The following is a 12,387-nucleotide window of genomic DNA, read 5'->3' as shown; positions in this document are numbered from 1 at the left end:
CAGCGGGCCACGCACCCCGCGCCAGCAACGGACCAAGGTCCCCCCGCCCCGGCAGCGGGGCTAGGCACCCTGCTTCGGCAGCGGGCCAAGGCAACCGGGCTAGTCCCAGTTGTCTTTGTCCCAGTCGTCTTGCCATGCCTTTTCTTTGTCATCGGCCGCTTCGTTGCGCTGCTTGGCAATGTCCAAGGCATGCTTGGCTTCTTCGTAACTGTCGTATGGACCCAGCCGGGTCTCCCAGGAGCCGATCAGTTGGTCGCTGACTTCGCCGGTTTCCAGGTCGTAGTACCACTTGTTGTTGTCGCTCATCGCGGCCTCCTGTGACGCGCATCGGTTACGTGTGCTTCCCAGACTACTGGGACTTTAAAACTCAGGCGGTAGGATCAACCTCATATCCCGCCAACGAAAGGATCGCCCTCTATGCCTGCGTGGCCTACGCACTCCGATGATGTCGCTTCCCGCGCCGAAACTCACCATCAGCAGAGTTTTAGTGGCGACCCATCGGTGGTGGCTACTGCCCCAATTGCGGTGGGATTGCTCGGCGAATTCGGGAGCCGTTTTGGTGGGCATGGCTTGACCTTGGCGACGTCGATTCAGGTGGCTGCAGCCATCGGCGATCAGGCCGGCTCGACGGTTCTGGTCGCTGAGAATCCTGGGGTAAACGTCGATAAGCTCACGGCTTTTACTTCCAGCATTGTCACCAGCATGCAGCAGCATTGGGGCGTGCCGCGGGAGGAGTCGGGTACGTCGGTGGCGGTGACCTCGGACGCGCCGGACCTGCAGATCCCGGCGGTGGTGGCTGCGCTTGGTAGTGCGGTGGCGCTGGCGCTGAACAGCAAGTTCGGTGACCGCGATGATATTCCAACCCGCGCGAAGATGGCTGAGTTTGTGGTGCGCGCCGCCGACGAAATCGGTGTGGGTGGCATCGCTGATTGGGCGACCACATCACTGCGTACTCATGTCGACCAGGTGCTGAATATTAATCATTGTGATGGTGCGGTGACCCAGATGCCGGTGCGTACTGACAAGTGGGAGCCGGCGTTGGCGTTGCTGCGCCCGAACGCGACGCCGGAGCAGTTTGCGCAGACCACGGCGGCGCTCGCCCGGCGCGACCAGTTGATTGAGGACGCGTGCCGGACTTATGGGGTGACCTCGTTGTGTGAGTTGCCGGATGGGCCGACCCGGATTATCGAGTGGTTGCAGGCGGTGCATGCTCGCCATACCGATTCGCCGTTGCCGCAGGTGGCGGAGGCGGCGTCGTGGCTGTCCTATTTGCAGGCCGAGTCGGTGCGGGCGCAGACGGCAGCGTCGGCGTTGCGGAACCGCAATGTCCTTCCGCTTATTGACGCAATGAATACCTCTCGCCGTGCCATGGCATCTGATTATGGGCTGGCGTTGCCGGAGGCAGCGGACCTATTCGAAGCTTGTGATGATGCGCGCGTGGTGTCGCGAGCTGCCGGTGGCTGGCCCGGCTATGTGGTGGCGGTGGCGGCGTCGGAGCTGCCGGAGCTGCCGGAGTTGGCCAATGCGCGGGTGGTGCATGCGCACGGCCCCGCTAGCTTGGCTTAGTCTGCTGGCCAGGAGAAGCGGACATTTCGGCTGACAGGGTCTGCCTCCGTCAATGTGATGAGTGTGGTGGCCCCAACTGGTGGGGCACCATGGCATTTGGCGATGATTGGTGGTTCCGGTGTAAACACATCTGATTGGCCGCTCGGTTTGGTGTGCAGCACCGCTGCCCGGAAATTCTGATTGAGCCATGGCGCGAGCACCACTGCTTCGGTCAGGCTCAGGCAGGCGTTCGCGACTTGGTTATTCAGACTGCTGGTCTTATTCATGGTTTTCACCAGCTGCTCACTGCGTGATGTCACGCAATCAGGAACCTGCGGCGCAACCAGATTAATCTCCGGCCGATACGGCACCGTCCCACCGGGTTGTGCCGCCGCAATGGCCAGGCAGATCTCAGTGGCAAACCGGTCCACAAGGCGGCGCAGCGGCGCGGTGACATGCGCATATGCCCCGCCAATCCCCGCGTGGATCCGCTGATTTTCCTCGGGCACTTCCCCATCGAACCAGAGATATCCGGCACCGCGCAGCAACTTCTGTGCTTCCTTCATCACCGCCATACCGCGTGGTTCGGAAGCGTCAACACTCAGCAGGAACTCGCCGATGGAATCGCCGACGGTATAGCCCAGTGCGCCAGCTGCTTCCACAAAGCTGGCTTGGTCTGCCTCCGACCCCGGCGGCAGAGTGCGCAGCAGCCCAACCCCCGCTTCCACCATCATTTTCCCGGCGACCATGCCGGTGAGCAGCGAAATCTCTGAGTTCCAGTCGTTGACTTCATGCCGCGGCTCCAGCACTAACTGCCATAGCCCGTCGGAAGTAGCTTCTACTCGTTGCGCGGGCAACCTGAGGTTGACTGCATGTCGTCGCAGAGCAGACTGCTGCCGTAACCGGCCCACTTCCGGCAACAATGCAATCGACGGGTGCATTGTGCCTGCCTGGTAGTCGGCGTGCACTCCGTCGTAGTCCAGCCGCGCTACGGAGCGCACCAGCGCCCTAGAGACAGTGGTGTGCACTGGGGAGCCCTCAGTGTCCAGCACGATGTCCCACACCACCGCGGGTCGGTCAACATTAGGCAGCAAACTCGCACGGTTTTCGGACAGTTCCGCCGGGTGCAGGCGGGTCGGTTCGTCTGGCAGGTAGTAGGTCTGGCCGCGGCGGAAGGTCTCGGCCTCCAGTTCGCTGCCGGGTTGGACAAACGCGGCGACGTCCGCGATGGCGTAGCGCACTCGGTAGCCATCGCCGTTGCGTTCGAGGTGGACGGCTTGGTCAAGGTCCATGGAACCGGCTGGTTCGATGGTGACGAATGGAATAGCGCGGTCGTCGCGGCGTTGGTCGGCGAAGCGGTCCACAGCGGTGGCAGCTTCGTGGTGGAGCTGCTCGGTGAAGCGTTCCGGGATGCCGAATTCGTGGGCGATGGGCCGGAAATCCAACTGAGCTGCGTAAAGTTTCATAGTCCCCCAGCTTAACGGCAGAGGCGAGCCCGCGCGGCGCTAATTGGGTGGGGTGAACGAGATGGTCTATGAGCCGGATTCTGTACCCGCATGCGGGCAGTGATCATCCATCTAGGGCCGCCATTGCTGACGGCCTCCAGCAGCTTACCCTCGGACTCGGGCGGGCCGCCCTCAATCATCCGTGCAGACATACCGCGGCTTACGCTGAAGTACGTCCTTTTGCCTTGCTCCGAGTGGGGTTTACCAAGCCGACCAAGTCACCTTGGCCGCTGGTGCGCTCTTACCGCACCTTTTCACCCTTACCGCAGTGCATCGTTCCGACCGAAGTCGGTGCACTGTGGCGGTCTGTTTTCTGTGGCACTGTCCCGCGAGTCACCTCGGGTTGCTGTTAGCAACCACCCTGCCCGTTGGAGTCCGGACTTTCCTCGGCTCCAGGCCTGCGCGGACGTGCCGCCGGTGCCTGAAGTCGCGATCACCCGACCATCTCGTTCACACTGCGTACAGCTTATTGCGGTTATGCGCCCAAAACAAGATCCAAGGTGGCGCCGCGTACCAGCAACGCGCCGCATTCTGGGCATTCGCCAGCTTCGTCCAATGGCAGGGCAGCGAATTCGGAGATAGTGGCGTTGGATAGTTCCATGCCGCAGGCGCCACAGATTCGGCCGCGGAGGCGGGCGGCTCCGATGCCGGCTTCTTTGCTGCGTTGGTCATAGAGGTTGAGGGTGTCGGCGCTGACGCGGGCACGGAGCTGTTCGACGGCGGTGGTGGCAGCGGCGATGCGCTGGTCGGTGGCTTCGCGTGCGGCGGCTAGGTCACGTTCGGCCACGGCGAGTTCGTCCAGCAGGTCGTCGGTGTTGGCGCCGGTGCTGTCGTGGTGGTCGGTGTAGGCGGCGCGGTGCTGCTCGGCGCGGGCCAGTTCAGCTTCAAGTTCGACGGTGCGGCGGCGGGTGGCACGCAGGTCGAACTTCAGGTCGCGTTTTTCGTCGGCGTCGTCGGTGTCGGCAATGGCTGCCTCTTCGGCCGCGGTGCGCTGCTGCAGCTTTTCCAGGTCCGATTTGAGCCGATCAATGTCCCATTCCAAGTCTTGCGCCCGGATTTGGGTACCGGCTGTTTGTCGACGCAATTGGGATTTTTCGGCCCGCAAGCGGTCGACTTCGCTTTGTTTTTCGGCCACGGCCCGGTTGTTTTTCGCACCGAGAAGTTTGACGTCGGCTTGTCCCAGCTCAACGAGGAGCGCCTGTTCATTAGGCGCAATTTTGTGGGACATCGGTTAAGCCTCCTGGGTCTTGTGGGCCGAAATGGTCCATGGGTCGGTGCGAATATCGGTGACGTTAGCTTCCACGCCGAGGGCCTGTTCTAGCAAATCGGCTGCTTGCTGGCACCATGGGAATTCGCTGGCCCAGTGTGCGGTATCGACGATGGCAGGGCCGCCGACACGCAGCTGCTCGTCGACTGGATGGTGGCGCAGGTCGGAGGACACGAAAGCGTCAGCCCCCATTTTTGCGGCGACGGCGAGGAAGGAGTCGCCGGACCCTGATGCCACCGCCACCGTTTCGATGATGCGGTCTGGGTCTCCGGTGCCGCGCACGCCCCATTCGGTTTCCGGTAGCCGGTCGGCGACACGCTGGACGAAGTCAGCAAAACGCATGGGGGTGTCCAGTTTCCCAATGCGTCCTAGGCCGGTGGCGTAGTCGGGGTTCAGGTTTGTAACGTGCGTTTCGACGATATCGAAGGCCGGTTCTTCATATGGGTGTGCGGCGACCAGTGCCTGGTAGATCGCGGTGCGCTGCGCGGGGTCTGCGATGAATTCGACGCGCACTTCATCGACATATTCGACGGTGCCAGCATGGCCGATGGTTGGGTTGGCTTCGTCGGTGGGGAGGAATTGGCCGCGGCCCTGAATGGTGAACGCTGCTTGTTCGTAGTCGCCGACTTGGCCAGCGCCGGCGGCAAAGACGGCGTCCTTGACGGCCGCCGCGAAGTCGATTCCGGGATCATCTTGCGTGTTTTCCCCGGTATTGGCTGGAACTTTCACTGACCATGCATCCATTGGTGCGGTGCGAGTTGGCGCCAGCGGCGCGCCTGGGGTGACGCCTAAGAGTTCAGCAAGCCGGTCGTTGACGCCTGGGCGGGCGGAATCGGCGTTGGTATGTGCGGCAAATAGTGCAATGTTGTTCCGAATCAGGCGGTGAATAATCCGGCCCTTCGGGGTGTTCGCCGCAACGGTGGATACTCCGCGCAGCAACAGCGGGTGGTGTACCACGATCATATTCGCGCCGGATTGTTCTGCCGCGGCTACTACTTCGTCGGTGCAGTCGAGGGCCACCAGCACCGAGCTAACTTCTTGGTTCGGGTCGCCACAGATAAGCCCGACTCGGTCCCAGTCTTCGGCTAGTTCTGGTGGATACGCCGCATCCAACACGGCAACAATGTCTGCGACGGTGTAGCTGACGGCAAGTGACATCTGCGAACTCCTTTATGCAACTGGGTTGGCCTTTTGCTCCAACGTGTTCTTCCATCATGCCAGTGAAATAGAAAATCCCCCGGCTGCAGCGAGCGCTGTTCCGAGGGATGGGCTGGTGTTAGCCGCAGGTTTACTTCTTTTCCGCAGACAAGTTGGAGGACCATTCGCCGAAGGTGCGGAAGACAGATTCGTAGCCTTCGCCTTCTGCTACGCCCTTGTCACCTGCGATGGTCGATCCGAAGCCGCGAGCAGAGAATTCGCCGACGACTGCCAGGTTGTCGTTAATGGTCTTGAAAAAGCCGTTCCAGTCTCGGACGACTGCTTCGGTTGCTTCGGCTGCGTAGTTAATGAAGCTCATGATTGTTCCTCTACTTTTCGCGGTGAATCGGCTGGACATCATCATTGACTGGCTGGAACTCAATGCTGAACTTGGAGGAGACTTCTGCGGCCGACAGGTCAAAGTCAAAGATCTTAGTGGTCTTTTCGACGATGCCGCCCAGCTTGTCGGCACCTAGAGCGATCTTCGCTGAACCGACGAGGTTGCCCTCGCCCACCGACAGGTCCATCAAACCCTGGGAGACGTTGTTGTTGAAAAGAAATGTCTCGATTAAACCAAACATGATTGCTTGTGAATTCCTTACGGTAGTTGTTTTAATGCGGCTGGGTTGTCGCTCCAGTTACTTTGCTGGTTCTTCAGCGTCGGAAGACAGGCCGAACAGGCCGTCAAGCGAACCCTTCTGACCGTCAGTCAGCTCAGAGGACCCTAGGTGGTCGATGGATGCGCTATCCAGCTTCAGCACGGAGGTCACAAACTCCGCTACGTTGCCGAGATGCCCTTTGAGAAGGAATCCCCCGTTCCAGAAGCCTTTGCCCTGTAATGCCTCAAGGTTGTCGTCGGTCAGGCCTGCAATTGCAGTGAGGATGTACTCGATAGAACCCAATGTTCTTCCTTTCGGTCGTTGCCTGCGGAGGCCGGTTTGGCTCGTGGCCAAAGCGGCGAAAGCGCTGGGATCATTTTTAGCACTAGCACCAGCTATCTATGAGTACTTTTTACAAGTCCCGCTCGATCTTTCTGTGACCTGCGCAGACCGATTTGTTCCGGCTTTTCGTTTCCCCGCAACGTCAATAGGCAATAAGGTGACATCTGACAAAAAGTAATGAACAGATAAGCGGTTGCCCTGCGGCGGTCGCAAGGGTGGGAATTTCGCGTGAAAACAGTACTCATTGATGTGGACGGCACCATTTCCAACTCCATGCCTGGGATCCGCGCCGGTTTACTGGAAGCACTCGATTCCCTTGGGGTGCCACACCCCGATGAGGAGTTCTTAGCTACCATCGCTGGCCCACCTATGGTCGAGACTTTGGCCGCGTTGGGGCTTTCCGACGAACAGGTTGACGCCGCGTTCGCTGTGTACATGAATCAGCAGCGCATGGGCGGTTGGCAAATGACCTCCATGTATCCGCAGTGGCCAGAAATTTTAGACGGCTGGCGCACTGATGGCTTACAACTAGCAACCGCTACCACCAAAGGTGAATACTTTGCGGCAAAAGTCCTCGAGATGTTTGAGCTCACGGACTGCTTTGCTGCGATTGGGGCAGCGTCGAATGATGGGACCCGGCGGCAGAAAGCCGATGTCATTGCTTACGCGTTGGCCCAGCTGGGTATCGCTGCGGGACCGGATGTCCTCATGATTGGCGACCGTCGCCATGACATCGAAGGTGCGCGTGCCCATGGCATTGACACGGTGCTGGTCAGCTGGGGTTATGGCCTACCGGAGGAGCACGCGATGGCAACAGCTGTGGTGCATTCGCCAGAGGAGTTAGATGCCTATGTTCGTCAGTGGGCGGGCCTTCCAATTGCCGTGCAGTCGGCTGCTTCGCAGTCTGAAGGAGCACACGCATAATGAATCACGATTTCCACAGTTACGATCAGGATGTTGCACCTGACCTGTCAATCGTTATGGTGTGCACCGGCAATATCTGCCGTTCCCCAATGGCCGAGAAAATCCTGCATGATGCGCTAGTGGCCGCGGGGCTCGATGACCGAGTTGCAGTGTCATCCTGCGGCATCGGCTCGTGGCACATTGGACAGCCAATGGACCGCCGCGCGTCCGCAGAATTGCAGAAGAACGGCTACCACACTGAGCATGTGGCGGCGCAGGTTGGTGCGACACACCTTGCAGCCGATTTGCTGCTGGCCATGGACACGGCGCACGTTTCGGAGCTGGTCAATCGCGGCGCACCGTTTACCAATATCCGTCTGCTGCGCAGTTTCGACCCTGCTGCCCCAAAGTCCGCGATTGTCGATGATCCGTATTACGGCGGTGTCGATGGTTTTGTTCGGACCCGCACTGAAATTGAGGCGGCAATGCCGGGGCTGATGTCGTGGATTGACGAAACTTTGGCTGTCCGCGACGCAGAGTAAGGTCAATGGCGTGAATAAGTTGCGCCAATTCCTCACGCCCGGCTGGGTTGCGTTGTTCGCGGTGGTAGTTGTCTTCGCGTATTTCGCGGTGACGGTGCTCGCCCCGTGGCAGCTCGGCAAGAATGATCGTCTCGAGGAGCGGAACCATAACCTCGAGGTCGCGTTCGAAACTGACCCCGTTGATGTGCGCGATATTGTGCCTGCTGACGGCAGCGCCATCGCGCGGGATAAAGAATGGCATCGTGTCTTCGCGACCGGCAAGTATCTGTCGGCTGGTCAAGTGGTGCTGCGTAACCGTCCGGTCTCTGGGCAGCCGGGTTTCCAAACTTTGACCCCATTCCAGGTCGATGATGGGCCAATTCTGCTGGTAAACCGGGGGTTTGAACCGTTGTCGGAGGGGGCTGCGGTCCCACCGATCGCCGAGGCACCCACAGAGTCGGTCACCATCAATGCTTTTTTACGTTTTGATGAGCCCAAGCCGGACAAACCGCCATTCGAAGCTGACGGGCACACTCAGGTGTACGGCATTAACACTGGCCAGATTGGCACTGTAACGGACCTCGATTTGGCGACCGACTACCTGCAGCTAGCTGAGGGCGAACCAGGTGCCCTGAACGTGGCGCCACTACCCCACCTGGATACCGGCCCACACCTGTCCTACGGCATCCAGTGGTACGTCTTCGGCATTGGTATCCCAATTCTGTTGGCCTGGGTGGTGTGGCGCGAAATTCGGGAGAAGCGCCGCGACGAAGAAGAGCAAGCCGAACTGGCTGCTCAAAGCACCGAATCGGACCGGAAGGCCCGGCGCGCGGCAGTGCGTAAGCAGCTGCACGACGAGTACTAACCCAGTCGCCACTGACCTGCCGCACGCAGCCGCGACCACAGGCGTGCGTACAGACCGCCCTTGGCCAACAAGTCGGCGTGTTGGCCACTTTCGACGACCGCGCCGTTATCCACCACCACAATATTGTCGGCAGCAGCGATGGTCCCCAACCGGTGCGCGATAACGATTGCTGTCCGGTTCTCAAGCAGGGCAGCAAGCCCACGTTGCACCGCTGCCTCATTAACCGGGTCCAACGCGGCGGTGGCTTCATCAAGCAGCACCACGGGCGCGTTTTTCAGTGCGGCCCGGGCAATTGACAGTCGTTGCCGCTGCCCACCAGAAAGACCCGCACCGTCCTCGCCGAGTACGGTGTCGTAGCCCGCAGGAAGCTGCGCGATGAATTCCGCTGCCCCAGCCAACTCCGCAGCCGCAACGATCTGGGAACGCGAAGCCTGCGGATTTCCCACTGCGATATTGTCAGCGACTGTTCCGGGGAAAAGGTGGACATCCTGAAACACCATGGTCACCGCGTCAGCTCGATGCGCGGCATCTAAGGTTCGAAGGTCGGCGCCACCGACCCGCACGACCCCAGCCGTCGGGTCGTCGAACCGCGCAATCAAATTCAGCACCGTCGACTTGCCAGCCCCGGACGGGCCAACGATTGCCGTGGTCTTTCCGGCTTCCGCGGTAAAGGTCATACTGCGCAAAGCCTGGGTGCCATCTGGGTAGCGGTAGTCAACTGCGTCAAAACTGACTTCCGCAGCTGGGACATCTGCGGTGTTCTCCGCCGACGCCGATTGTGCCAGGGGCGGCACCGCCAACACCGCATTCACCCGTCGGAGTGCGGCCTGCGCCATCTGCCAAGACTCGTTAGAAGACAACAAACCGAGAACCGGCTGATACACGTTCAAAACCAGCACGAACACCAACGCAACCAGCGCAACCTCGGCAGTGCCGCGGATTAACTCCATGCTGCCAACCAGCAGCACAACCGGAACGCCGAGCAACAGCACGAGGCTTGCGGCGAATAGCGGAAGAATGAGTCGATGCAGCATGGTGACGGATAGGTCCCGGAAGTCTTGCACTGCCTGGTCATACCAGGATTCGGTGCGGGCACGAGTGGAGAATACGCGTAGTGCCGGCATGGCAGAAACCACGTCAATCATTCGTGCAGCTGCCTGGGCTTGCGATTGCTGTCGCTGGTCCGCGAGTTCTGCTAGGCGTTTACTGGACCAAGTCATCAGCGGAATAATCGCCAGAATCGGTGCAGCGAGTGTCAGTGCGAGCAGCGGATCCTGGGTCAACACAACGCCGATAACCAGCAGCGGAATGCCCAAGGATTGCCCAAGGCGAGGGGCGCCTTCAGAAAGGAAGCTTTCGACCAATTGCAGGTCTGAGCTGAGCAGCGACGACACCTCGCTGCGTTGCCGTTTGCCCAGCGCCCCAATCGGAATCTGCCGGAGATGGTCCAACACGGTCAGCCGCATATGGGCGACTGTTCGGTAGGAGGCCAGCCAAGACATCCGCGCGGATGCCCACCCGCACAGCAACTGGGTGGCAACAGAAGCCAGGCACAGTACTAATATGCGGTAAAAATCAGCAGCACCAATGGTCTGGTTTTGCACTAGGGCGATAACCAAACTGATAGCCGCGCCATAAGACATCCCTAAAAATAGCGACTGCACCAGGCGGAGCAGGGCGCCGCCAGCAACCGCCCAGCGTGCAGGACCACAGAGTTTCCATAGTGTGTAACTAGAGCGCATTGCTATTTTCTGACCTTCCACAATTCGCTATAGGTTCCGTCAGCGGCCAACAGTTCGTCGTGGGTGCCGCTTTCGATAATCCGCCCGTTATCCACCACCAGAATCTGGTCAGCGTTGCGGATAGTGTGCAATCGGTGCGCAATAACAACGACAGTGCGGCCCTCAGTTGCGGCGCTCAGTCCCTGTTGGATGAGCATTTCATTGTCGGGGTCCGTTGCTGTGGTTGCCTCATCCAGTACCAAAACTGGGCGATCGCTGAGCAGCGCCCGCGCAATAGCCACGCGCTGTTTTTCGCCGCCCGAAAGGCCAGAGCCATGTTCACCCAGGACGGTGGCCATTCCGTCATCAAGCAACGAGGTAAAACCACTGACCGCAGCAGCATCAACAGCAACCTGGATTTCCGCGTCAGTGGCGGCGGGACGGCCGAGCACAACATTGTCGCGGATGGTGCCGGCGAGCAAATATGGGTGCTGGAACACGGCGGCGACTTGCTGGTAGAGGTCGGATTCGGGCATGGCTGCGATGTCGCGGCCGCCTATCGTTATTCGGCCAGAATCTGGAGTGTGGAAACCCAGGAGGAGCTCACCAATAGTCGTTTTTCCTGCACCGCTTGGCCCGACGAGCGCGGTTACGGTGCCGGCGCGGACAGTAAATGACATGTCATGGAGTACTGGGTGCCCGGGCTCATAGGCAAAAGTCACGGAGTCAAAAACGATGTCTGAACTGTGCGTTGGGTTCTGTGTTGGGTGCTGGCCTGTTTCGGTGTGTCGGCGGGCGTCATCAGAGCGGCTGAGTTCGGCTTCTACTTCCACTGCGCCAGCGGCCAGCAACGGCAGGGAGACCAGCCGGTAAAACACCGTCACCAGCGGAACTGGGTAGGTTGGGCCCAGAATCAGGAAAAGCAGCACGGTGTTGGGTTCCACAGTTCCTTGCCACAATAGCCACGCGGCAACTGGGGCAATCACCGCGATGCCGGAGGCGATCAGCGTGGAAAAGGGTGCGCCCCACCGGACGAACGCGCGGCCCCAGTCAGATTGCAGCTCCGCGTTGGCGCGGACGGCTGAGGCTGTGCGTTGGTGGTCGGTGCCAATTCGGTTGAACACACGAATGACGGGCATCGCCGTGACGAAATCCATAATGGCATTAGCCATTTCACTATTGGCTGCCATCCAGTCGCCCATGCGGTGACCATTGGAGCGCATGGCGTGGACCATCGAGGCAAAGGCAATCGGCACCAACACGATTGTGGCCAACGCCAGTCGCCAATCGACGATGAACAGCCAGATGGTGACGCCGCCCCAGACAGCCAGCGCCGCGGTTGTTTCCGGGATGGCATGGGCGATAAACAACTCCAGTTTCTCGCAGTGGTCGAGGGCAATGGTTTTCGCGCGGGCGGAATGAATCTTCGCCATGGACCCCACCGTTGATGCGATCCAGTTGCGGCCCAACGCCCGTCGGATTTCCGCAATGACGTCAAAGGCCACGAGGTGCGCCAGCGCCGTCGACGCACCGAAGAAGGCGGACTTGCCTAGGACGCCGGCCAAAGCCAACGCTGAATACTGGAGCGCCGTTGCGGCTGTCACTTGGTCGGCAACCATGTCGCATACCAATTTCCATACTGCCCATGCGGCGGCTAGCTCGGTGATTCCAGATAGCAGGCCGCATGCCACGGCAATCGAGAGCAGAAAGCGTCGCCTGCCAATGAATCTGCGCAGCAGTCTAGGCGCCGACCAGTAGTCAGGTTGTGAGTTTGTCGGTGCGGCGTCAGTGGTGGGGGCATGTTTTTTCGTCAAGCGGGGTCCTTGTTGAGCGACGGTAGTCAAATGCCGAGAAGGCATCGCAGAAACCGGTGGATCATTTTGGGAACACTTCTGTTTATTATTGACACTGTTTCGCATTAA

General features: G+C 59.9%; 13 protein-coding genes and 1 other RNA gene. 4 read left to right on the top strand and 10 right to left on the bottom strand.

From position 1 onward, the window contains the following. Nucleotides 1-99 precede the first annotated feature (99 nt). Nucleotides 100-306 (bottom strand): hypothetical protein, encoded by a 207-nt coding sequence (locus tag A3EC_RS0107385; RefSeq protein WP_018024540.1) that lies wholly within the window; start codon nucleotides 304-306, stop codon nucleotides 100-102. 111 nt (nucleotides 307-417) lie between these two features. Here A3EC_RS0107385 and A3EC_RS0107380 point away from each other — a divergent pair, with 111 nt between their 5' ends. Next, nucleotides 418-1,566 (top strand): hypothetical protein, encoded by a 1,149-nt coding sequence (locus A3EC_RS0107380; RefSeq protein WP_018024539.1) that lies wholly within the window; start codon nucleotides 418-420, stop codon nucleotides 1,564-1,566. Here A3EC_RS0107380 and A3EC_RS0107375 read toward each other — a convergent pair. The 7 genes from A3EC_RS0107375 to A3EC_RS0107350 all read right to left on the bottom strand — a co-directional run bounded on the left by A3EC_RS0107375 (nucleotide 1,563) and on the right by A3EC_RS0107350 (nucleotide 6,416). Beyond that, complete coding sequence (locus A3EC_RS0107375; protein ID WP_018024538.1) at nucleotides 1,563-3,011, bottom strand: RNB domain-containing ribonuclease; 1,449 nt, start codon at nucleotides 3,009-3,011, stop codon at nucleotides 1,563-1,565. The two genes, A3EC_RS0107380 and A3EC_RS0107375, sit on opposite strands and share 4 nt — an antisense overlap. A gap of 53 nt (nucleotides 3,012-3,064) precedes the next feature. Then, an RNA gene (rnpB, locus tag A3EC_RS12535) (RNase P RNA component class A) lies at nucleotides 3,065-3,499 on the bottom strand. A gap of 26 nt (nucleotides 3,500-3,525) precedes the next feature. Then, nucleotides 3,526-4,278, bottom strand: coding sequence for a zinc ribbon domain-containing protein (locus tag A3EC_RS12490; RefSeq protein WP_018024537.1), 753 nt, complete (start codon nucleotides 4,276-4,278; stop codon nucleotides 3,526-3,528). Nucleotides 4,279-4,281: 3 nt separating this feature from the next. Beyond that, nucleotides 4,282-5,475, bottom strand: coding sequence for a Nif3-like dinuclear metal center hexameric protein (locus A3EC_RS0107365; RefSeq protein WP_018024536.1), 1,194 nt, complete (start codon nucleotides 5,473-5,475; stop codon nucleotides 4,282-4,284). A gap of 130 nt (nucleotides 5,476-5,605) precedes the next feature. Next, on the bottom strand, nucleotides 5,606-5,833 hold the full coding sequence (locus A3EC_RS0107360; RefSeq protein ID WP_018024535.1) for a hypothetical protein: 228 nt from the start codon (nucleotides 5,831-5,833) through the stop codon (nucleotides 5,606-5,608). A gap of 10 nt (nucleotides 5,834-5,843) precedes the next feature. Beyond that, nucleotides 5,844-6,095 (bottom strand): hypothetical protein, encoded by a 252-nt coding sequence (locus tag A3EC_RS0107355; protein ID WP_018024534.1) that lies wholly within the window; start codon nucleotides 6,093-6,095, stop codon nucleotides 5,844-5,846. 57 nt (nucleotides 6,096-6,152) lie between these two features. Further along, nucleotides 6,153-6,416, bottom strand: a complete 264-nt coding sequence (locus A3EC_RS0107350) for a hypothetical protein (protein ID WP_018024533.1) — start codon at nucleotides 6,414-6,416, stop codon at nucleotides 6,153-6,155. Between the two features lie 267 nt (nucleotides 6,417-6,683). Here A3EC_RS0107350 and A3EC_RS0107345 point away from each other — a divergent pair, with 267 nt between their 5' ends. From A3EC_RS0107345 to A3EC_RS0107335, 3 genes are read left to right on the top strand one after another with little or no spacing between them, the layout of a single operon-like run. Continuing rightward, a complete protein-coding gene (locus A3EC_RS0107345; RefSeq protein ID WP_018024532.1) occupies nucleotides 6,684-7,379 on the top strand; it encodes an HAD-IA family hydrolase in 696 nt (231 codons plus the stop codon). Then, entirely contained in the window at nucleotides 7,379-7,900 is a 522-nt protein-coding gene (locus tag A3EC_RS0107340; protein WP_018024531.1) for a low molecular weight protein-tyrosine-phosphatase, read from the top strand. Before A3EC_RS0107345 ends, A3EC_RS0107340 begins: the two co-directional genes overlap by 1 nt. 10 nt (nucleotides 7,901-7,910) lie before the next feature. Further along, the gene (locus A3EC_RS0107335) at nucleotides 7,911-8,744 is read left to right on the top strand and encodes an SURF1 family cytochrome oxidase biogenesis protein (RefSeq protein ID WP_018024530.1); all 834 of its coding nucleotides are present in this window, start codon (nucleotides 7,911-7,913) and stop codon (nucleotides 8,742-8,744) included. Here A3EC_RS0107335 and A3EC_RS0107330 read toward each other — a convergent pair. Both A3EC_RS0107330 and A3EC_RS0107325 read right to left on the bottom strand, forming a co-directional pair. Then, on the bottom strand, nucleotides 8,741-10,486 hold the full coding sequence (locus tag A3EC_RS0107330; protein ID WP_018024529.1) for an ABC transporter ATP-binding protein: 1,746 nt from the start codon (nucleotides 10,484-10,486) through the stop codon (nucleotides 8,741-8,743). The two genes, A3EC_RS0107335 and A3EC_RS0107330, sit on opposite strands and share 4 nt — an antisense overlap. Before the next feature lie 2 nt (nucleotides 10,487-10,488). Next, entirely contained in the window at nucleotides 10,489-12,279 is a 1,791-nt protein-coding gene (locus A3EC_RS0107325) for an ABC transporter ATP-binding protein (protein ID WP_026162295.1), read from the bottom strand. Nucleotides 12,280-12,387: the final 108 nt, after the last annotated feature.

The organism is Corynebacterium ulceribovis DSM 45146, assembly GCF_000372445.1.
In the GTDB taxonomy this organism is placed as follows: Bacteria; Actinomycetota; Actinomycetes; order Mycobacteriales; family Mycobacteriaceae; genus Corynebacterium; species Corynebacterium ulceribovis.
Note: the sequence above shows the minus strand (reverse complement) of the source record. Positions and strands in the feature narration are given on the sequence as shown.

Coding starts and splice junctions, on each gene's coding strand:
- A3EC_RS0107385 (WP_018024540.1), bottom strand. CDS start 306: ATGAGCGACAACAACAAGTGGTACTACGACCTGGAAACCGGCGAAGTC.
- A3EC_RS0107380 (WP_018024539.1), top strand. CDS start 418: ATGCCTGCGTGGCCTACGCACTCCGATGATGTCGCTTCCCGCGCCGAA.
- A3EC_RS0107375 (WP_018024538.1), bottom strand. CDS start 3,011: ATGAAACTTTACGCAGCTCAGTTGGATTTCCGGCCCATCGCCCACGAA.
- A3EC_RS12490 (WP_018024537.1), bottom strand. CDS start 4,278: ATGTCCCACAAAATTGCGCCTAATGAACAGGCGCTCCTCGTTGAGCTG.
- A3EC_RS0107365 (WP_018024536.1), bottom strand. CDS start 5,475: ATGTCACTTGCCGTCAGCTACACCGTCGCAGACATTGTTGCCGTGTTG.
- A3EC_RS0107360 (WP_018024535.1), bottom strand. CDS start 5,833: ATGAGCTTCATTAACTACGCAGCCGAAGCAACCGAAGCAGTCGTCCGA.
- A3EC_RS0107355 (WP_018024534.1), bottom strand. CDS start 6,095: ATGTTTGGTTTAATCGAGACATTTCTTTTCAACAACAACGTCTCCCAG.
- A3EC_RS0107340 (WP_018024531.1), top strand. CDS start 7,379: ATGAATCACGATTTCCACAGTTACGATCAGGATGTTGCACCTGACCTG.
- A3EC_RS0107330 (WP_018024529.1), bottom strand. CDS start 10,486: ATGCGCTCTAGTTACACACTATGGAAACTCTGTGGTCCTGCACGCTGG.